Origin of the sequence: Variovorax paradoxus (assembly GCF_000834655.1) — a bacterium.
In the GTDB taxonomy this organism is placed as follows: Bacteria; Pseudomonadota; Gammaproteobacteria; order Burkholderiales; family Burkholderiaceae_C; genus Variovorax; species Variovorax paradoxus_F.
In genome coordinates this window covers 1-17,264 of sequence record NZ_JXQQ01000072.1, presented here as the reverse complement: position 1 = coordinate 17,264, position 17,264 = coordinate 1, and the positions used below count along the sequence as shown (strand labels likewise).

Genomic DNA, 17,264 nt, shown 5'->3' with positions numbered 1-17,264 from the left:
AGGGCTCGGAGATTCCGCCGCACACCGACCCGGTGCAGGCCGGACGCCACTACCGGCTCAACATCGTGCTCAAGTCGCCGCGCGCGGGTGGGGAGTTCGTGTGCGCCGACCCGATCTTCGCCACGCGGCGCATCAAGCTGTTCCGCCCCGACGCCTGCGAGCACAGCGTGACACGCGTGGTCGGCGGCAGCCGCTACGTGCTGTCGGTGGGCTGGGTGCTGCGCGGCCGGCCGCGCACGCCCTGAAAACACGCCGAGGTGGCGCCCGACACGGGCGCGGGCCTACACTCCCGCCTCGGTCATCACCCCTGCGTTCATACCTAGGAGAACCCATGGACACCCTGGAAATCGCCAACAAGCTCGTGGCGCTGTGCAAGGAAGGGAAATTCGACGAGGCCCAGGTGCTGTATGCGCCCGAGGCCGTGAGCGTCGAGGCCGGCGGCCCGCCCGGCCAGTCGCGCGAAGCGGTCGGCCTGGCGGCCATCAAGGCCAAGGGCGAATGGTGGACCGAGAACCACGAGGTGCATTCCATGCAGGTCGCAGGCCCCTGGCCGCATGACGACCGCTTCATCGTCGGTTTCAAGATCGACGTGACCATGAAGCCCACCAAGCACCGCTTCACGATGGAAGAAATGGCGCTCTACACCGTCAAGGACGGCAAGATCGTGCGCGAGGAATTCTTCTACACGATGGGCTAGAGAAGATGCACGGCGGGAGTGTTGCGATCCCCCTCGACTGGCGACACACGCTCGAGGCGCTCGACTGGAACGAGCTCTCTCACCTCTACGAGGTCGCCCCGCTCGGCCACAAGAAACCGGCAGACCTGCAGGTCGTGTTCTCGAACAGCATGTTCAAGTGCCTGGTCTATGAAGGCGATCGCCTGATCGGCGCGGGTCGCGCAGTGGCCGACGGCCGGGACTGCGCCTATATCTGCGACGTCGCGGTGCACCCCGACCACCAGGGCACGGGCCTGGGCAAAGCGATCGTCGCGAAGCTCGTCGAGTTCTCGCGCGGGCATCGCAAGATCATCCTGTACGCGGTGGCGGGCAAGGAGCCCTTCTACAAGAAGCTGGGCTTCAAGCGCATGCGCACGGCGATGGCGATCTTCGGCAACGAGCAGCAGGCGCGCGAGCGCGGGCTGATAGACGACACCTGATCGACCGGCGCTGCCGGCCCCCGACGGTTACGGCCGTTACGCGGGTGACGAAGCGCAAGGCCGCGTGCGTTGTGAACGGCGATCGTGCGCCGGATGATCCGGCACGTTCCATCCACACGCCCCACGCGCCATGCCTTTTGTTCCAGCCCCCTTCATCGTCCGCACACCTCGCCCTCGGCGGACTTTCCTTGCCCGGAGCGGCTGCGGCCTGCTCGCCGCCGCCCTCGGTACCGCGCGCTTCGCCGACGCGGCCACGCCCGTTGCGCACATCGAGGAGCGCCCCGACCTCGCCAGGTACTTCAAGGAAGCCGGCGTGCGCGGCACCTGGGTCGTGCTCGACAGCGCCACCGCGAAGCTCACCGTGGTCGACCGCCAGCGCGCCGAGAAACGCTACAGCCCCGCATCGACCTTCAAGATCCCCAACAGCCTGATCGCACTGGAGACCGGCGCGGTGAAGGACATCGACGAGATCCTTCCCTACGGCGGCGGCACCTACAAGCGCAAGGAGTGGGAGCGCGACATGAACCTGCGCGACGCGATCCGCGTCTCGCACCTGCCGATCTACCGAGAGGTGGCGCGCCGCATCGGCCTTGCGCGCATGAACGAGTGGATCGCGAAGCTGCACTACGGCAACGAGACGCTGGGCACCGAGGTCGACCAGTTCTGGGTCAACGACAAGCTGCGGATTTCCGCCGCCGAGCAGGTGCGCTTTTTGATGCGGCTCGCACAGCGCAGCCTGCCGATGTCGATGCGCGCGCAGGACATGGTTCATGAGATCACGCTGCTGGAAAAGACGCCCACGCAAGCCCTGCACGGCAAGACCGGCTGGTACGAATCGCCCGGCTTCTCGCTCGGCTGGTGGGTCGGCTGGGTCGCGCAGGCCAACGGCAGCGTGCAGAGCTTTGCGCTGAACATCGACATGCACGGCGAGGCCGACGTGGCTAGGCGCATCCCGCTCGGGCGCATGCTGCTCGCGCGGATGAACATCCTCGCCGCCTAGCGCCTGTGCCGGGCAAGCACTGAGAGAGGATGAGTTTTAGTCATTTCTCGCATGAGTTAATTGTGATTGAAGCGCACCGGCCGCACGGCTATCTTCAGCGTCTAAATCATTAAGAGACAAGGCTTTTTCCGGAGTGAGGCACTTCGGAAAAGTCGAGCGAGATCATGAAAATCCTGGCCGAGGGTCTGCAATTTCCTGAAGGCCCGGTGGCACTGGGCGATGGCTCGGTGGTACTGGTCGAGATGCGCGCGGGGCGCATCGTCCGGGTCGCGCCGGACGGTCAGATGCACACGGTGAGCGACTGCGGCGGCGGCCCGAACGGCGCCGCGATCGGGCCGGACGGCGCGCTCTACGTCTGCGACAACGGTGGCAGCGCCTATGTGCCGGGCCGCTTCACCTCCACCGGGCCCGCGCCCGGCTACGAGGGCGGCAGCATCCGGCGCGTCGACCTTGCCGGCGCCAGCACCAGCACCAGCACCAGCACGCTCTACACCCATTGCGACGAACACCGGCTTTCGTCCCCAAATGACCTCGTGTTCGACGCGCAGGGCGGCTTCTATTTCACCGACTTCGGCAAGAAGCATGCGCGTGCGCGCGACAGCGGCGGCGTGTATTACGCGTTGCCCGACGGCTCGCGCATCGTCGAGGTGGCGTATGGGCTGCTGTCGCCCAACGGCATCGGCCTGTCACCGGACAACCGCGTCCTGTACGTGGCTGAAACCGAGACCGCGCGGCTCTGGGCCTTCGACATCGTCGAGTCGGGCGTCGTCGACAAGCATCCCTTTCCATCGCCGCACGGCGGACGCCTTGTCTGCGGACTGCCCGGCTTCCAGCGCTTCGACAGCCTGGCGGTGCAGGCGAGCGGGCATGTGTGCATCGCCACCCTGGTCACGGGCGCGATCTCGGTCGTCGCACCCACCGGCGAGCTGGTGCGCCAGCAGGTGCTTCCCGACATCTACGTCACCAACATCTGCTTCGGCGGTCCGGACCTGAAGACGGCGTACCTGACGCTGTCGGCCACCGGCCAGCTCGTTTCGCTGCCATGGCCGGAGCCCGGCCTGCGGCTGCACTTCAACGCCTAGCCCATCGCCCATCGCCCCATCGCCCCATCGCCTGGAGAACACCATGAACCGTCGAGAACTCATCACTGCGCTGGCGGGGGGCTGCGGCGCCAGCCTCCTGGCCGCCCTGCCTTCGCACGCCGCGAGCCCCTACCCCAACCGGCAGGTGCGGGTGGTCGTGCCCTTCACCGCAGGCGGCGGCACCGACGTGGTCGCGCGGGCGATCGCGGTGAGCATGTCCGAATCGATGGGGCAGACCTTCTACGTGGACAACAAGCCCGGCGCCAGCACGGTGATCGGCTCGGAATACGTGGCCAAGTCGGCGCCCGACGGCTACACGCTGCTGGTGGCCAGCGTGCCGCACGCCACCAACCCCTCGATGATGAAGAACCTGCCGTTCGACACCGTCAAGGCGTTCGCACCGGTGAGCCTTGCAGTGCAGTCGCCCTTCATCATGGTTGCTTCGTCCACCTCCTCGATCCATTCGATGGACGAGGCGCTCGCACAGGCAAAAGCGCGGCGCCTGTCGTTCGCATCCACGGGCAGCGGTACCGCCGACCACCTGTCGATGGAACTGCTCGCACTGCAGTCGGGCGTCTCGATGACGCACGTTCCCTACAAGGGCACCGGCCCTGCGCTCGCCGACGTGATGGGCGGCCACGTCGACCTCATGTTCGCCAACGTGGTGGCGGCCGGGCCACTGGTGAAGTCCGGCAAGCTGCGCGCGCTGGCGGCATCGACGGCCAGGCGCTCCGCGTCGCTGCCCGAGGTGCGCACGGTCGGCGAGATCAGCGGCAAGCCCTTCGACGTGAGCGCCTGGACCGGCGTGCTCGCGCCCGCGGGCACCGACCCCGCGGTCATCGAGCGCCTGAGCGCCGAGGTGCGCAAGGCCCTGCAGACGAACGTCACGCGCGAGGCCCTGGTGACCAACGGCGCCGAGCCGGTGGGCAGCACGCCCGCGCAGTTCCAGACCTTCATCGCGCGCGAGATGCAGACCTGGAGCGCGATCATCGCCAAGGCCGGCATCACGCCGAGCTGATCCGCAGCCACCTGACCGACCGCAAGCCCCCATGCCATTCGCCATCATCGCCATCGACAAGCCGAACGCGCAGGCGCTGCGCGCTGCGCTCAAGCCCGCCCACCTGGACTACCTGACGGACCGCCAGCACATGATGCTGGCCGGCGGTGCACTGCTCGACGCCGACGGCCAGGCGATCGGCGGCCTGATCGTCGTGGACACCGACGATCCGCAGGTCGCGCAGGCATTCGCCAGCGAAGACCCCTTCAACAGCGGCCAGCTCTTCGCCTCGGTCCAGGTCATGCCCTGGCGCCAGTCGTTCTTCGACAAGCGGCGAACCCGCTGACCCGGCTCGCGGTCCGCGAGCGCCATCCGGACACGTTGCGGGCAAAATGCCCCGCAGGTGCCCTCATGAACACAAGATTTGTCGAAGCCTTCCTCTGGGCCGCGCGGCTGGGCAGCTTTCGCGCGGCGAGCGACCGGCTCCACATCACGCAGGCGGCGGTGTCCAACCGCGTGGCTTCGCTCGAAGAAGACATCGGCGCGCGCCTCTTCGAGCGCGACGCGCGGGAGCTGCGCCTCACGCCCGTGGGCGTGCGGCTCATGGACTACGGCGAGCGGCTCCTGGAACTGCGCCGCGAGATCGTCTCGCTGGGCCGGCCGCGCGGCGACATCCTCGGGCTGGTGCGCATCGGCGCCATCGAGACCGTGGTCCACACCTGGCTACTGGGTTTTCTGACCAACCTGCGCTCCACCTACCCGGGCATCGAAGTTCAGCTCACCTCCGAAACCACGCTCGCCCTGCACCGGGGCCTGCGCGAAGGCGCGCTCGACATCGCGCTGCAGACCGACCACATCGCCGGCGCAGGCATCGTGAGCACGCCGTGCCTGCCGATGCCGATGGGCTGGGTCGGCCCGCCCGGCGCGGAGCCGGTGCAAACCGTCGAGCACCTGCTGCGCCAGCCCGTGCTCACCATGAGCCCCGGCTCTCAACCGCACGAGGCGCTCAAGAACCTCTTTCGCGCGGCGGGCATTCCTCTCGGCAAGGTGCACTGCGTGAGCTCGATCTCGGCCCTCGCGCGACTGGTGAAGGCGGGCTTCGGCAATGCGCTGGTGCCGCTGCCGCCCTGCTATGAATACGTGGCCATCGGCGACGTGCGGATCATCGAGTGCGATGCGCTCATCTCGCCGCAGCGCATCGTGGTGAGCCACCTGGAAGCGGCCGACTCCGACGCGATCCGGCTCGTGGCCGAGCTGGCCTGCCGGGCTTCCGACCAGTTCACGACCTCGGCAGTCGCACCAACCTGGAGCGCGACTTCAGAGGGTTAACCCTCAAAACAGCGCATTTCGGCCCCGAAAAGGGGCCAGTAATTCTTGTGGCTGTCGCCCAAAAAAACTCGTTTGTGACAGTCCGACCCCGCGACGGAAGATCGCGCCTTCATTTTTCGAAGGCCCGCCTCCTCTTCCGCCGCCATGAACACACCTGACCCTTCTTCCTCCGCAGCGAACGCGAACGGCATGCTCTTCGTCGCGTCCGATGTCGAGCCGGCCGACGAGGCCGACTTCAACCGCTGGTACGACAGGGAGCATGTGGAAGAGCGCGTGCGCATTCCCGGCTTCCTCTCGGGCGCGCGCTATGTCTCGCTCGAAGGCGGGCGCAAGTACCTGGGGCTGTACCGCACCGAATCGCTGGCCGTGTTCGGCTCGCCGGGCTACCGCGCCGCGTTCGAGAAGCAGACGCCGTGGTCCATCGCCAACCTCGACCGCATGCGCCAGCCGATCCGACGCGTGTGCGCCGTGAGGGCGGTGACCGGCTTCGGCAGCGGCAGCCACGCGGTCGTGTTGCCGCTCGCGGTCACCGGCGACGTCGAGGCGCTGGTCTTGCGCGCCGCTGCGGCCGGCCGCCAGCTCGCGGAGCAGGCAGGTTTCGTGCAGTCGTACCTGCTCGCACCCGACACCACGCTCAGCACGCCGCTGCCGCGCGAATCCACCGAAGGCCGCGTGCTGCAGCCGATGCTGGTCGTCGAGACCAGCAGCGCCGATGCGGCACGTGCCGCACGCAGCACGGCAGCGGCCGCACTCGACGCCGACCCGGCCACCGGTTGGCTGCTCGCACTCGGCTGGAAGCTGAGCGCGGCCGAGCTCGCCTGATCACGCTTTTCCTCTCTCCATCTCTCCATTGAACAAGGGCATTTCCATGACCGAACACGTTCTCAAGGCCCCGGCCACCGCCGCGGCACCGCCCAAGATGGGCCGGCTCGCAATGGCCAGCTCGATCGGCACCACGCTGGAGTGGTACGACTTCACCGTCTACAACATCATGGCCGCGCTGGTCTTCAACGCGGTGTTCTTCCCGTCGTTCGATCCGCTCACGGGCACCATCCTCGCGTTCTCGACCTACGCGGTCGGCTACATCTCGCGGCCGCTCGGCGGCGTGGTGTTCGGGCACCTGGGCGACCGGCTCGGCCGGCGCTTCGTGCTGGTGGCCACGCTGGTCATCATGGGTGTATCGACCGGCCTCATGGGCCTGCTGCCCACCTACGCGAGCTGGGGCATCTGGGCGCCCGTTGCGCTGGTCGCGCTGCGCTTCGTGCAGGGCGTGGCGCTCGGCGGCGAATGGGCCGGCGCGGTGCTGCTGTCGATGGAGCACGGCAAGCCGAACGAGCGCGGCCGCAACGCCTCGTTCACGCAGATCGGCCCGTCGTTCGGCACGCTGATCGGCACCGGCTTCATCGCCGCCGTCTCGGCCTGGCTGAGCCCGGAAGACTTCATGGCCTGGGGCTGGCGCATTCCGTTCATCTCCAGCGTGGCGCTGGTTCTGTTCGGCCTGTGGCTGCGCCGCGGCGTGGACGAGACGCCGGTCTTCCTCGAGATGGAACAGAAGAAGGCCACCGCCAAGACGCCCGTGAAGGAAGTATTCACGCAGCACTGGCGGCGCCTCCTGGTGGCCGGCGGCTCGCGCATCGGCTCCGACGTGCTCTATGCGCTGGTGGTGGTGTTCACCCTCACCTACGTGACGACGGTGCTGCACCTGTCGCGGCCCCTCGCGCTCACCGCGACGATGATCGGCGCGGCCTGCAATGCGATCGCGGTGCCGTACTTCGGCAGCCTCTCGGACCGCATCGGCAGGAAGCCCGTGTACATCGCCGGCGCGCTCCTGGGCATCGTCTGGGCCTTCGTGTTCTTCGTGCTGATGAACAGCGCGCAGCCGATCGCGATCTGCGCGGCGGTGGTGGTCGGCCTGATCATCCACGCCATCATGTACGGCCCGCAGGCGGCCTTCGTGACCGAGCAGTTCCCGGGCCGCGTGCGCTATGCCGGCTCGTCGCTGGCCTACACGCTGGCCGGCATCCTGGGCGGCGGCTTCGCGCCGCTGATCATCGCGAGCCTCTACAAGTCGTGGGGCAGCACGGTGGCCGTGTCGCTGTACGTGACGGCGGCCCTCTGCATCACGCTGGTCGCGCTCTTCATCGCCCGCGAAACCGCCAAGAAACTCCTCGAAGCCTGAGACCGAGAACGACATGCATCTGCGTTTTGCCTGCGAAACCGTGAGCGCCGACGGCGCCCGCGCCATCGAACTGCGTTCCATCGAGCCCACCGCGCTGGTGGTGGCCGGATGGACCGGCCGCGACGTCGCGGCCATCGAACACCACATCGAGGAACTGGCCGCCATCGGCGTGCCGCGCCCTTCGAGCGTGCCGCTGTACTACCGGGTGGCCGCACAGCTGCTCACGCAATCGAGCGCCATCGAGGCGCTGGGCGACCAGAGCTCCGGCGAGGCCGAGCCCGTGTTCTTCTTTTCGGAGGGCGAGTGGTGGCTGAGCGTGGCCTCGGACCACACCGACCGCCAGGTCGAGAGCTATTCGGTCGCCGTCTCCAAGCAGATGTGCGCCAAGCCCGTGGCCCAGGTGGCCTGGCGCTGGCGCGACCTGCAGGCGCACCAGGACGAGGTCGAACTGCATTCGCGCATCTTCGAGGACGGCCGCTGGGTGGACTACCAGCGCGGCACGCTCGCATCGATCCGCCCGCTGGCCGCGCTGCGCGACGGCATGCCCTGCGCGGATGCGACGCCAGAGGGCCTCTTCATGACCTGCGGCACGCTCGGCGCGCTGCCCAATGCGAAGGGCGAAGGCATCCGCCCCGCCGCGCAGATGGAGATCGAGCTGCGCGACCCGCGCCTGCAGCGGCGCATCGTGCATCGCTACGCAGTCAACGCACTGCCGGTGGTGGCGTGATGCGCGGCACCCGCCACCTCACCGTCGCCGCCCTGCGCCAACGCATCGCACGCGGCGAGCTGTCGCACGAAGCGCTGATCCAGCAGGTGCTCGAAGCGGCCGCGTTGCCCTCGGCGCAGCATGTGTTCACGAAGACTTACGCCGATGCCGCGCTCGCGGCCGCGCGGCATGCGGATGCGGCGCAGAAGGCCGGCGTGCAGCTCGGCGCGCTCGCGGGCCTGCCGGTGTCGATCAAGGACCTGTACGACGTCGCGGGCGAGACCACGATGGCCGGCTCGGCCGTTTGCGAAGGCGAACCGCCGGCCGCACGCGATGCAGTCGCCGTCGCGCGGCTGCGCACGCAAGGCGCGGCCATCGTCGGCAAGACCAACATGACCGAGTTCGCATTCTCGGGCGTGGGCATCAACCCGCACTACGGCACCCCGCACAACCCGTGCGATGCGGGCACGCCGCGCATTCCAGGCGGCTCGTCCTCGGGCGCGGCCGTGTCGGTGGCGCTCGGCCTCGCGGTCGCGGGGCTGGGCTCGGACACGGGCGGCTCGATCCGCATCCCCGCGGCGCTCTGCGGGCTCGTGGGTTTCAAGAGCACGCAGTCGCGCGTGCCGCGCACGGGCGCCTTCGAACTCGCGCGTTCGCTCGATACGGTCTGCGCGATGGCGCGCAGCGTCGAAGACTGCCTCATCGCCGATGCGGCCATTGCCGACGCACCGCTGGCGGTGCGCCGGCGTCCGCTGCAGGGCCTGCGCCTGGCCGTGCCGCGCACGCTGATGTTCGACGGCATCGAGCCCGCGGTCGCGCGCGCCTTCGAGCGCTCGGTGCAGGCGCTGTCGGCGGCGGGCGCGCAGGTGGTCGAGATCACGCTGGCCGAGCTGGCGGAGGTCGCGTCGATCAACGCACCCGGCGGTTTCTCGCCGGTGGAAGCATCAGCGGTGCATCGCGAGCGCTTCGCCGCGAAGCGCGAGGGTTTCGATTCGCGCGTGGCCGCACGCATCGCGCTCGGCACCGAGGTGCGCGCCGCCGACTACATCGTCATGCAGGACCGCCGCCGCGACTGGATCGGCCGTGTCGAACATGCGCTCGAAGGCTTCGATGCGCTCGTCTGCCCGACCGTGCCGATCGTCGCGCCACCCATCGCGTCGCTGGCCGAGGACGCGGCGTTCTTCCAGGCCAACGGCCTCCTGCTGCGCAACACCTTCGCAATCAACTTCCTCGACGGCTGCGCGTTCAGCCTGCCGTGCCATGCGCCGGACGAACTGCCGGTGGGGCTGATGCTCTCGTCGGTGCGCGGCGACGATGCGCGGCTCGCGGCCGTGGCGCTGGCGGTGGAGCAAGCGCTGCGCTGAGACTCTTGCCCCCTCTCCCGTGCGCGGGAGCGGGTCGGGGTGAGGGTGCCGCTTGCGCTATCTTCAGCGCATGCCCCCGTCTCACCAGCCCCTCGTCGGTCGCCGCATCACCTTGCGACCCCTCCAGGCCTCCGACGCCTCTGCCCTCGTGGCAGCCGCGGCCGACGGGGAACTCTGGAACCTGCCGTTCACCGTCGTCCCCTCGTCCCAGACCATCGACGCCTACCTGCGTATCCCGCTCGAAGGCCAGGCAGCCGGGCACGTGATGGCCTATGTCACCGTGCTGCACGAGACCGGCCGGATCATCGGCTCCACGCGCTTCTGGAAGATCGACCGCATCAACCGCAAGCTGGAGATCGGCAGCACCTGGATCTCGGCGTCGTGGCAGAAGAGCTTCGTCAACACCGAGGCCAAGTACCTGATGCTGTGCCACGCCTTCGAGGAGATGGCCTGCGTGCGCGTGCAGTTCACCACCGACGAGATCAATGCGAAATCGCGCGCGGCCATCCTGCGGCTGGGCGCGACACAGGAAGGCATCGTGCGCCACGAGCGGATCATGCCCAACGGCCGCAAGCGCAACTCGGTGCGCTTCAGCATCATCGATGACGAGTGGCCGGCGGTGAAACGTCAACTGGAAACGAGGCTTCACGCATGACCCATTCCGTCGTCCCCACCGAAGAGCGGCACTTCGAGAGCCTGTACCAGGCGCTCGACACCGTGGCGCGCGAAAAGAAATACCTCGCGCAGATCCAGGCGCCGCCGTGGGAGAAATCGCTCGCCTTCTACCGCAACGTGCTGGCCGAGGGCTTCCCGCACGTCGTGGCGGTCGATGCCGGCGACCGGGTCGTGGGCTGGTGCGACGTGTCGCCGGTGTTCGGGCATTCGCGCGCGCACATCGGCATCCTGGGTATCGCCCTCTTGCCCGAGGCGCGCGGCCGGGGCCTGGGCACGCAACTGCTGCAGGCGGCCATCGACAGGTCGTGGGCGCGGGGGCTCACCCGCATCGAGCTCTCGATGCGTGCGGACAACCTGAACGCCAAGGCGCTGTACGAGCGGCTGGGCTTCGAGCACGAGGGCCTTGCGCGCCGCGCCAGCCTGATCGACGGCATCTACCACGACGCCTTCAGGATGGCGCTGCTTCGCTAGACTGAAGCATTCACTGCAATCGGAGAGCCCGCCCATGTGCAGAAGCATCAAGACCCTCTACAACTTCGAGCCCCCCGCCACCGAACAGGAGATTCGCGCCGCCGCGCTGCAGTTCGTGCGCAAGCTCAGCGGTTTCAGCGTGCCGTCCAGGGCCAACGAAGAGGCCTTCGAGCGCGCGGTCGACGAGGTGGCCGCGACCGCGGCGCGCCTGATCGATTCGCTCGTCACCGCGGCCGAGCCGAAGGACCGCGCGGTCGAGGCCGAGCGCGCCAAGACCCGCTCGGCCGCCCGCTTCGGCACCGCGCCTGCCTGAAAAGCCCTCGCCGATGCCTGTTGGCACGGCGTTTGATATCGTGTTTGCCGGCTGCGCCACCGATCCACGGCGCAGCGGACAAGCACATGAAAAAGACCTACACCGGCGGCTGCCACTGCGGCGCCGTGCGATTCGAAGCCGACATCGACCTGAGCCTGGGCACCCTTCGGTGCAACTGCGCCATCTGCACCCAGACACGCTTCTGGCCGGCCATCGTCGCGACCGATGCCTTCCGCCTGCTCGAAGGCGAATCCGAACTCAGCGACCAGATGCTGGACACCCGCAACAGCCACTACATCGTGTGCCGCCACTGCGGCGTGCGTGCCTTCGGCGTGGGCCATTCGCCCGAGACCGGTGCAAGCGCCTACGGCGTGAACGTGACATGCCTGGACGACGTGGACCTGGACGACCTGGCCAACTCGCCGATCAGCTACGTCGACGGGCACCGCGGTACCTGGCACATCGCACGCACGGCCATCGGCGCCTGACACGGCCATCGCCTTTCACGAACACCCGCACACAACACCAACACCACCAGGAGACAACTTCATGCCCATCGAACTCTGGCTCGCCTTCGTCGCGGCCTCCGCCGTGCTCCTGATCATTCCGGGGCCGACCATCCTCACGGTGATCAGCTATTCCATGTCGCACGGCCGGCGTGCCAACGTGCCACTCATCGCCGCGGTGGCGCTGGGCGATTCGACCGCGCTGGTGGTGTCGCTGCTGGGCCTGGGCGCGCTCCTGGCGACCTCGGCGTTCTGGTTCACGGTGGTGAAGTGGGTGGGCGGGCTGTACTTGCTGTACCTTGGCATCCGGCTCATGCGCGCCGGGATCACGTCCACCGAGATGGCCGCGCCCGCGGCGCCGGCCTCGCGCTGGAAGCTCTTCGCCAACACCTACCTGGTGACGGCGCTCAACCCCAAGGGCATCGTGTTCTTCGTGGCCTTCCTGCCGCAGTTCATCAGCCCGGCCGCCGACGTGACGCGGCAGATGTGGGTGCTGGCCGTCACTTTCGTGGCAATGGCTGCCCTGAACGCCACGCTCTATGCGGTGTTCGCGGGCTCGGCGCGCAGGCTGCTCTCGTCGCCGCGTGCGCAGCGCCGTTTCAATCTCACGGGGGGTTCGCTGCTGAGCGCAGCGGGCATCTGGGCGCTGATGGCGCGCCGGCCGGGATAAGCGCATCCGGCATGGCCCAAAAAAAAGGCCGCGAAGCGCAGAGCTTCGCGGCCTTTTTTTGCTTTTAGCGGTTCGGGTTGTTCGGCGCGCGGTCGTAGCGGTTCGGAACACCGTCGCCATCGCGGTCGCGGTCATAGCGGTTCGGCACGCCGTCGCGATCGCGGTCGCGCTGGGCGCGCGGCGGTGGGTTGTTGTCGTACGGTGCGACCACGCAACCGGCCAGGGCGGCCGATGCGGCCAGCAGGACTACCAGTGTCTTCATCATGATGCGTTTCTCCTTGGAGTGGTTATGGAACCGGGCTCGCCTCCTGCGAGCCGGTATGGCATTGAAGGCCACGCCGGTACGCGTTGGGTTTCTCCATTGAAGCCTTCGCGTGAAGTTCGTTACCGGATGTGGAATCTGCTGTGAACTTTGGCCCCGGGCCTGCACGCCGGCAAGGCGGCGACCCGCCCGTTCCCGAGTAGGCGAGGTTCCCGTGGTGCTTCGCGGAGAATGCGGGCAACCGTCTGAACCACCCCTTGCCTTCGATGCAATTGCCTGCGCTTTCCATTCACAGGGCCTTCGCCGTGGCCGTGCTGTCCGCGGCCTGCGCGCACCCGGCCTGGGCGCTCGTCGGCTTCGAGGACGTGAAGCGCGATTTCCGCTCCTCCGACACCGCCGTGCTCGACCGCAACGGCGAACTGCTGCAGCGCGTGCGCACCGACGCCACCGTGCGGCGCGGCCAGTGGATCGCGTTGGCCGACGTTTCGCCGGCGCTCCGCACGGCCATGGTGCTGAGCGAAGACCGCCGCTTCTACGAGCACAGCGGCATCGACTGGCGCGCGGTGTCGTCCGCGGCCTGGGGCAACCTCTGGAACACGCGCACCCGGGGCGCATCGACCATCACGATGCAGCTGTCGGGCCTGCTCGACGAGGACCTGCGCCGCGCATCGGGCGGGCGCAGCTTCACGCAGAAGATCGGCCAGACCGTCGCTGCCGCGCAGCTGGAGCGCAGCTGGCGCAAGGACCAGATCCTGGAGGCGTACCTCAACACCGTCCCCTTCCGCGGCGAGATCGTGGGCATCGACGCGCTCTCGCGCACGCTCTTCAGCAAGGCGCCCAGCGGTCTCGATGCGCGCGAGGCCGCCGTGGCCTCTGCGCTGGTGCGCGCCCCCAACGCCAAGCCCGCGCTCGTCGCGCAGCGCGCCTGCGAGGTGCTGCGCGCGATGGAGCCCGAACAAAAGGTCGATTGCGACGCGATCGACATGTTCACCAGCGCGGCGGTGCAGCGGCGCGCCTTCGATGCCAACGAAGGCATCGCGCCGCATGCCGCGCGACGGGTGCTGCGCGAGATGCGCGAGATGCGCGAGATGCGCGATGCGGCAGGCGTCAACCCGACCGCCCCGCCGAAGGCCAAGGAAGCCGGGGTTCGCACCACCTTGCGCGCGCCGCTGCAGCGCTTTGCGCTCGACTCGCTGCAGCGCCACCTGCGCGAACTGCGCGACCGGCACGTGGAAGACGGCGCGCTCGTGGTGCTCGACAACGCGAGCGGCGAAGTGCTCGCCTGGGTCGGCTCCTCGGGCCCGCTCAGCCAGGCGGCCGAGGTCGACGGCGTGACCGCGCTGCGCCAGCCGGGCTCCACGCTCAAGCCGCTGCTCTACGGACAGGCGATCGCCGAGAAGCGGCTCACCGCGGCATCGCTGATCGAGGACTCCTCGGCGCAGATCAGCACGGCGAGCGGCCTCTACATTCCGCAGAACTACGACCGCCAGTTCAAGGGCCCCGTCTCCGCGCGCACCGCGTTGGCCGCATCGCTCAACGTGCCGGCGGTGCGCACGCTGGTGATGGTGTCGCCGGAATCCTTCGCGCGCAGCCTGCGCGCGACCGGGCTACCCCTGCGCGAGAGCGGCGACTACTACGGCTACAGCCTTGCGCTCGGCAGCGCCGAGGTGTCGCTGCTGTCGCTCACCAATGCCTACCGCATGCTCGCCAACGGCGGGCGCTACGGCACGACGACGCTGACCGCTCGGCCGCCCGCGACGCCGGCCGACAAGGCCAGGACCGCGGCCGCAGCACCGCTGCTCGACCCGCGCGCCGCCTTCATCGTCGGCGACATCCTCTCCGACCCGAACGCGCGCACCCGCACCTTCGGCCTGGACAGCATCCTCTCCACCCGCTTCTGGACCGCGGTGAAGACCGGCACCAGCAAGGACATGCGCGACAACTGGGCCGTGGGCTGGTCGCAGCGCTACACGGTCGGCGTGTGGGTGGGCAACGCGAGCGGCGCGTCGATGTGGGACGTGAGCGGCACCAGCGGCGCCGCGCCCGTGTGGGCCGAGGTGATGCGCTTCCTGCATGCACGCGAACCCAGCCGCGCGCCCGCGCCGCCCGCCGGCCTGGTCGAGGCGCGCGTGGCGTTCGGCCCGGCGGCCGACGGCAACGCCATCGAGGCGGCGCGCAGCGAGTGGTTCCTGCAGGGCACCGAGCAGCCGCTCTTCGCGCTCGACACCGGCATGGCGACCGACGCCTTCGCCGCGCGCATCACCGCGCCCTCGGACGGCACCATCATCGCGCTCGACCCCGACATTCCGCCACTGCGCCAACGCGTGCGCTTCGAGTCCGAAGGCCGCGGCGTGCAGTGGCGCATCGACGGCAAGCCCTTTGCGCGCGGCAACAGCGCGCAGTGGCTGCCCTGGCCCGGACGCCACCTGATCGAACTGGTCGATGCCTCCGGCAAGGTGGTCGACCAGCGCCGGCTCGAAGTGCGCGGCGCGGGCGTGGTCACGAAAAGCGCGCACCGATGAGGGCGCTTCGCGGATGGCTCGGTCTCCTGCTGGCATGCGTCGCGATGCTGGCCTGGCTGCCGGCCGCGCAGGCCCGGCCGGTGCCGGTGCCCGCCATGTCGTCGCGCGTGGTCGACCTCACCAACACGCTGCAGGCTTCCGATGTCGAAGACTTGCGCCAGCAGATCGACGCGCTGGAGACCGACACGCACGCGCAGCTCGCCGTGCTGATCGTGCCGACCACCGGCGAGGATTCCATCGAGCATTTCGCCACGCGGGTGTTCGCACAGTGGAAGCTCGGCCGCGAATCGGAAGACGACGGCGTGCTGCTGCTCGTGGCGCTGAAGGACCGCCGCATGCGCATCGAGGTGGGCACGGGCCTCGAAGGCAGGATCACCGACATCCAGGCCGCCCGGATCATCGACCAGCAGATGACGCCGCGCTTTCGCAGCAGCGATTTCGCGGGCGGTATTCGCACCGCCGTGCAGTCGCTGTCGCTGCTGATCGGCGGCACGCTGTACGGCGCCGAGGGGCCTCAGGTTCAGGATGCGCAAGAAGTGGAGTCGTCCACGGACGATGCACCGCGGGAATCGGGTGGCGTCACCCCCGCGGGCTGGGCGCTCTTCGCGGTGCTGCTCTGGAGCATCGCCATCGGCGCGTGGCATGGCCGCCGGCGCGCGAAGCCCGACGACACGGCCCAGGCGTGGCTGGCGCGCCGCACGCCGGTCGAGGAGAGCGCGACCTATGCCTCCGGCAAGCGCAGGAAGCGCCGCAAGAACGCCGAACGGGTGCGGCCCCCCATGCCGGTGACTGCATCGGCATCGGCGCCGTTCAGGCGCTGGCCGTTCTCGATTGCCCTGCTGGCCGCCGCGCCGCTGGTCGCGGCGACCGTGCTGGTCAGTCCCGCACTTCTTGGAATGCTGCTCATATTGCCCGCGCCGATCGGTTTCGGCCTCGGAATCGCGTGCAGTCGCTCGGTTCTGGCTCGGATCGTCGCCGCCGTCGCGGTGCTGCTGATCGTGGCGCTGACGTTCGCCGGCAAGGTCATGAACCCGGGCGACCTGGCGCTGGGCATGCTGTACGCGGTGATCGCGGCGATCGTCCTCGCCTACCTCGCGGCCGTCGGCCTCGGGGCGCGCAACGCCTGGCGCGAGAGCCCGAGGGGCTTCTGGTCCCGCCTGATCTTCGTGCTCGGCGCCACGGCGATCCTGGGCACGACTTTCTACCAGGGCGGCGCGGACGACCTGTGGCTCCCGATGCTGCTGGTCGCCGCCGTGAGCTCGGCCTTCGCATTCCTGCCCAAGGCCTTCAACCTGGAGAGCGACGGCAGCTCCAGCGACAGCTCGGACAGCGGCTGGAGCAGCAGCAGTTCGTCGAGCGACAGTTCGTCGTCGTCTTCCTCGTCGTCTTCGTCGTCGTCGTCGGACGGTGGGGGCTCCAGCAGCGGCGGCGGCGCTTCGGGCAGCTGGTAGCCGGCGGCCCATCGGGCCAAACGCCACCTATCCACCGCCCCGCGACTGGCTTAGGATGGCGCCGCCTCCCACTCCCATGGCTCCCTATGGATTCATTGACCGCACTCTGGGGTGACTTCCTCGTCTTCGCGGGCGTCATCTTCGGCATCCTGCGGAAAGTGCCCGATGTCTTCTGGGCCGCCCTGATCGCGGCGGCGCTGGCCCTGTGGGGCGTGAAGGTGGCCAACCGCGACAACGCCCGGCACTTCATGCGGCAGCTGCGGCACGACAAGGACGAGAAGGCAGCCCAGCGGCTGGCGGACCTGCGCCGCGACGTGTACCTGCATGCGATCGACCAGTTCGTGCATGCGAGTTCGTACCTGAGCTCGCTGCCGATCGCGGACCTGAACAAGGCCGACGCGGCGCAGCCGCTGCAGGGCTTCTTCGCGGCGGCGGCCAAGCTGCAGATGGTGTCGGAGGCCAAGACCTCGGCGCTGGTGTCGGACCTCATCGGCACCTTCAGCGCGCTGCATTTCAAGCTCATCGGCGCGGCCCAGCCGATCCAGCAGGTGCTCAGCGAAATCGACTTCTACACGACGCTTT

The 17,264-nt window shown here is 68.8% G+C and carries 19 protein-coding genes and 2 pseudogenes; 20 read left to right on the top strand and 1 reads right to left on the bottom strand.

The window, feature by feature from the left end; genetic code table 11:
* The 17 genes and pseudogenes from RT97_RS25035 to RT97_RS24955 all read left to right on the top strand — a co-directional run.
* A pseudogene (locus RT97_RS25035) lies at window positions 1-245 on the top strand (2OG-Fe(II) oxygenase); the annotation flags it as partial.
* Window positions 246-331: 86 nt separating this feature from the next.
* Window positions 332-697 (top strand): nuclear transport factor 2 family protein, encoded by a 366-nt coding sequence (locus RT97_RS25030; protein ID WP_042581550.1) that lies wholly within the window; start codon window positions 332-334, stop codon window positions 695-697.
* A gap of 26 nt (window positions 698-723) precedes the next feature.
* Window positions 724-1,155: a GNAT family N-acetyltransferase gene (locus RT97_RS25025; RefSeq protein WP_042581556.1), complete on the top strand. Its 432-nt coding sequence runs from the start codon at window positions 724-726 to the stop codon at window positions 1,153-1,155.
* Window positions 1,156-1,285: 130 nt separating this feature from the next.
* A complete protein-coding gene (gene blaOXA / locus RT97_RS25020; RefSeq protein WP_080898419.1) occupies window positions 1,286-2,155 on the top strand; it encodes a class D beta-lactamase in 870 nt (289 codons plus the stop codon).
* Between the two features lie 164 nt (window positions 2,156-2,319).
* Complete coding sequence (locus RT97_RS25015; protein ID WP_042581549.1) at window positions 2,320-3,237, top strand: SMP-30/gluconolactonase/LRE family protein; 918 nt, start codon at window positions 2,320-2,322, stop codon at window positions 3,235-3,237.
* 43 nt (window positions 3,238-3,280) lie between these two features.
* On the top strand, window positions 3,281-4,255 hold the full coding sequence (locus tag RT97_RS25010; protein ID WP_042581548.1) for a Bug family tripartite tricarboxylate transporter substrate binding protein: 975 nt from the start codon (window positions 3,281-3,283) through the stop codon (window positions 4,253-4,255).
* Window positions 4,256-4,286: 31 nt separating this feature from the next.
* Window positions 4,287-4,580, top strand: coding sequence for a YciI family protein (locus RT97_RS25005; protein WP_042581547.1), 294 nt, complete (start codon window positions 4,287-4,289; stop codon window positions 4,578-4,580).
* A gap of 65 nt (window positions 4,581-4,645) precedes the next feature.
* Window positions 4,646-5,563: a LysR family transcriptional regulator gene (locus tag RT97_RS25000; RefSeq protein ID WP_042581546.1), complete on the top strand. Its 918-nt coding sequence runs from the start codon at window positions 4,646-4,648 to the stop codon at window positions 5,561-5,563.
* A 144-nt stretch (window positions 5,564-5,707) separates the two neighbouring features.
* Entirely contained in the window at window positions 5,708-6,385 is a 678-nt protein-coding gene (locus RT97_RS24995) for a DUF4286 family protein (protein WP_042581545.1), read from the top strand.
* 46 nt (window positions 6,386-6,431) lie between these two features.
* Window positions 6,432-7,742 carry an MFS transporter gene (locus tag RT97_RS24990; RefSeq protein ID WP_042581544.1) on the top strand — a complete coding sequence of 437 codons (1,311 nt, stop codon included), beginning with the start codon at window positions 6,432-6,434 and terminating at the stop codon, window positions 7,740-7,742.
* 13 nt (window positions 7,743-7,755) lie between these two features.
* A complete protein-coding gene (locus RT97_RS24985; RefSeq protein WP_042581543.1) occupies window positions 7,756-8,469 on the top strand; it encodes a DUF2848 domain-containing protein in 714 nt (237 codons plus the stop codon).
* Complete coding sequence (locus tag RT97_RS24980; RefSeq protein WP_052810745.1) at window positions 8,469-9,812, top strand: amidase; 1,344 nt, start codon at window positions 8,469-8,471, stop codon at window positions 9,810-9,812. Before RT97_RS24985 ends, RT97_RS24980 begins: the two co-directional genes overlap by 1 nt.
* A 70-nt stretch (window positions 9,813-9,882) precedes the next feature.
* On the top strand, window positions 9,883-10,467 hold the full coding sequence (locus RT97_RS24975) for a GNAT family N-acetyltransferase (RefSeq protein WP_042581542.1): 585 nt from the start codon (window positions 9,883-9,885) through the stop codon (window positions 10,465-10,467).
* A complete protein-coding gene (locus RT97_RS24970) occupies window positions 10,464-10,958 on the top strand; it encodes a GNAT family N-acetyltransferase (RefSeq protein WP_042581541.1) in 495 nt (164 codons plus the stop codon). The genes RT97_RS24975 and RT97_RS24970 overlap by 4 nt, the downstream gene beginning before the upstream one ends.
* A 34-nt stretch (window positions 10,959-10,992) precedes the next feature.
* Window positions 10,993-11,271, top strand: coding sequence for a DUF2277 domain-containing protein (locus RT97_RS24965; protein WP_042581540.1), 279 nt, complete (start codon window positions 10,993-10,995; stop codon window positions 11,269-11,271).
* 86 nt (window positions 11,272-11,357) lie between these two features.
* Window positions 11,358-11,759 carry a GFA family protein gene (locus RT97_RS24960; RefSeq protein ID WP_042581539.1) on the top strand — a complete coding sequence of 134 codons (402 nt, stop codon included), beginning with the start codon at window positions 11,358-11,360 and terminating at the stop codon, window positions 11,757-11,759.
* A 61-nt stretch (window positions 11,760-11,820) separates the two neighbouring features.
* Complete coding sequence (locus RT97_RS24955) at window positions 11,821-12,447, top strand: LysE family translocator (protein WP_042581538.1); 627 nt, start codon at window positions 11,821-11,823, stop codon at window positions 12,445-12,447.
* Window positions 12,448-12,511: 64 nt separating this feature from the next.
* Here RT97_RS24955 and RT97_RS24950 read toward each other — a convergent pair whose 3' ends face one another.
* Window positions 12,512-12,712 (bottom strand): thrombospondin type 3 repeat-containing protein, encoded by a 201-nt coding sequence (locus tag RT97_RS24950; RefSeq protein ID WP_042581537.1) that lies wholly within the window; start codon window positions 12,710-12,712, stop codon window positions 12,512-12,514.
* Window positions 12,713-12,975: 263 nt separating this feature from the next.
* On the opposite strand from RT97_RS24950, the gene pbpC reads away from it, so the two are divergent.
* The 3 genes and pseudogenes from pbpC to RT97_RS24935 form a co-directional block, all read left to right on the top strand.
* Complete coding sequence (gene pbpC, locus RT97_RS24945) at window positions 12,976-15,231, top strand: penicillin-binding protein 1C (RefSeq protein ID WP_042581536.1); 2,256 nt, start codon at window positions 12,976-12,978, stop codon at window positions 15,229-15,231.
* Window positions 15,228-16,682 carry a TPM domain-containing protein gene (locus RT97_RS32170; protein WP_052810744.1) on the top strand — a complete coding sequence of 485 codons (1,455 nt, stop codon included), beginning with the start codon at window positions 15,228-15,230 and terminating at the stop codon, window positions 16,680-16,682. Before pbpC ends, RT97_RS32170 begins: the two co-directional genes overlap by 4 nt.
* Before the next feature lie 86 nt (window positions 16,683-16,768).
* Window positions 16,769-17,264: pseudogene (locus RT97_RS24935) on the top strand (hypothetical protein); the annotation flags it as partial.

What these genes read in the sequence shown, in the direction of transcription:
- RT97_RS25030 (WP_042581550.1), top strand. Translation starts at nt 332, where the DNA reads ATGGACACCCTGGAAATCGCCAACAAGCTCGTGGCGCTGTGCAAGGAA.
- blaOXA (WP_080898419.1), top strand. Translation starts at nt 1,286, where the DNA reads ATGCCTTTTGTTCCAGCCCCCTTCATCGTCCGCACACCTCGCCCTCGG.
- RT97_RS25015 (WP_042581549.1), top strand. Translation starts at nt 2,320, where the DNA reads ATGAAAATCCTGGCCGAGGGTCTGCAATTTCCTGAAGGCCCGGTGGCA.
- RT97_RS25010 (WP_042581548.1), top strand. Translation starts at nt 3,281, where the DNA reads ATGAACCGTCGAGAACTCATCACTGCGCTGGCGGGGGGCTGCGGCGCC.
- RT97_RS25005 (WP_042581547.1), top strand. Translation starts at nt 4,287, where the DNA reads ATGCCATTCGCCATCATCGCCATCGACAAGCCGAACGCGCAGGCGCTG.
- RT97_RS25000 (WP_042581546.1), top strand. Translation starts at nt 4,646, where the DNA reads ATGAACACAAGATTTGTCGAAGCCTTCCTCTGGGCCGCGCGGCTGGGC.
- RT97_RS24995 (WP_042581545.1), top strand. Translation starts at nt 5,708, where the DNA reads ATGAACACACCTGACCCTTCTTCCTCCGCAGCGAACGCGAACGGCATG.
- RT97_RS24990 (WP_042581544.1), top strand. Translation starts at nt 6,432, where the DNA reads ATGACCGAACACGTTCTCAAGGCCCCGGCCACCGCCGCGGCACCGCCC.
- RT97_RS24985 (WP_042581543.1), top strand. Translation starts at nt 7,756, where the DNA reads ATGCATCTGCGTTTTGCCTGCGAAACCGTGAGCGCCGACGGCGCCCGC.
- RT97_RS24980 (WP_052810745.1), top strand. Translation starts at nt 8,469, where the DNA reads ATGCGCGGCACCCGCCACCTCACCGTCGCCGCCCTGCGCCAACGCATC.
- RT97_RS24975 (WP_042581542.1), top strand. Translation starts at nt 9,883, where the DNA reads ATGCCCCCGTCTCACCAGCCCCTCGTCGGTCGCCGCATCACCTTGCGA.
- RT97_RS24970 (WP_042581541.1), top strand. Translation starts at nt 10,464, where the DNA reads ATGACCCATTCCGTCGTCCCCACCGAAGAGCGGCACTTCGAGAGCCTG.
- RT97_RS24965 (WP_042581540.1), top strand. Translation starts at nt 10,993, where the DNA reads ATGTGCAGAAGCATCAAGACCCTCTACAACTTCGAGCCCCCCGCCACC.
- RT97_RS24960 (WP_042581539.1), top strand. Translation starts at nt 11,358, where the DNA reads ATGAAAAAGACCTACACCGGCGGCTGCCACTGCGGCGCCGTGCGATTC.
- RT97_RS24955 (WP_042581538.1), top strand. Translation starts at nt 11,821, where the DNA reads ATGCCCATCGAACTCTGGCTCGCCTTCGTCGCGGCCTCCGCCGTGCTC.
- RT97_RS24950 (WP_042581537.1), bottom strand. Translation starts at nt 12,712, where the DNA reads ATGATGAAGACACTGGTAGTCCTGCTGGCCGCATCGGCCGCCCTGGCC.
- pbpC (WP_042581536.1), top strand. Translation starts at nt 12,976, where the DNA reads ATGCAATTGCCTGCGCTTTCCATTCACAGGGCCTTCGCCGTGGCCGTG.
- RT97_RS32170 (WP_052810744.1), top strand. Translation starts at nt 15,228, where the DNA reads ATGAGGGCGCTTCGCGGATGGCTCGGTCTCCTGCTGGCATGCGTCGCG.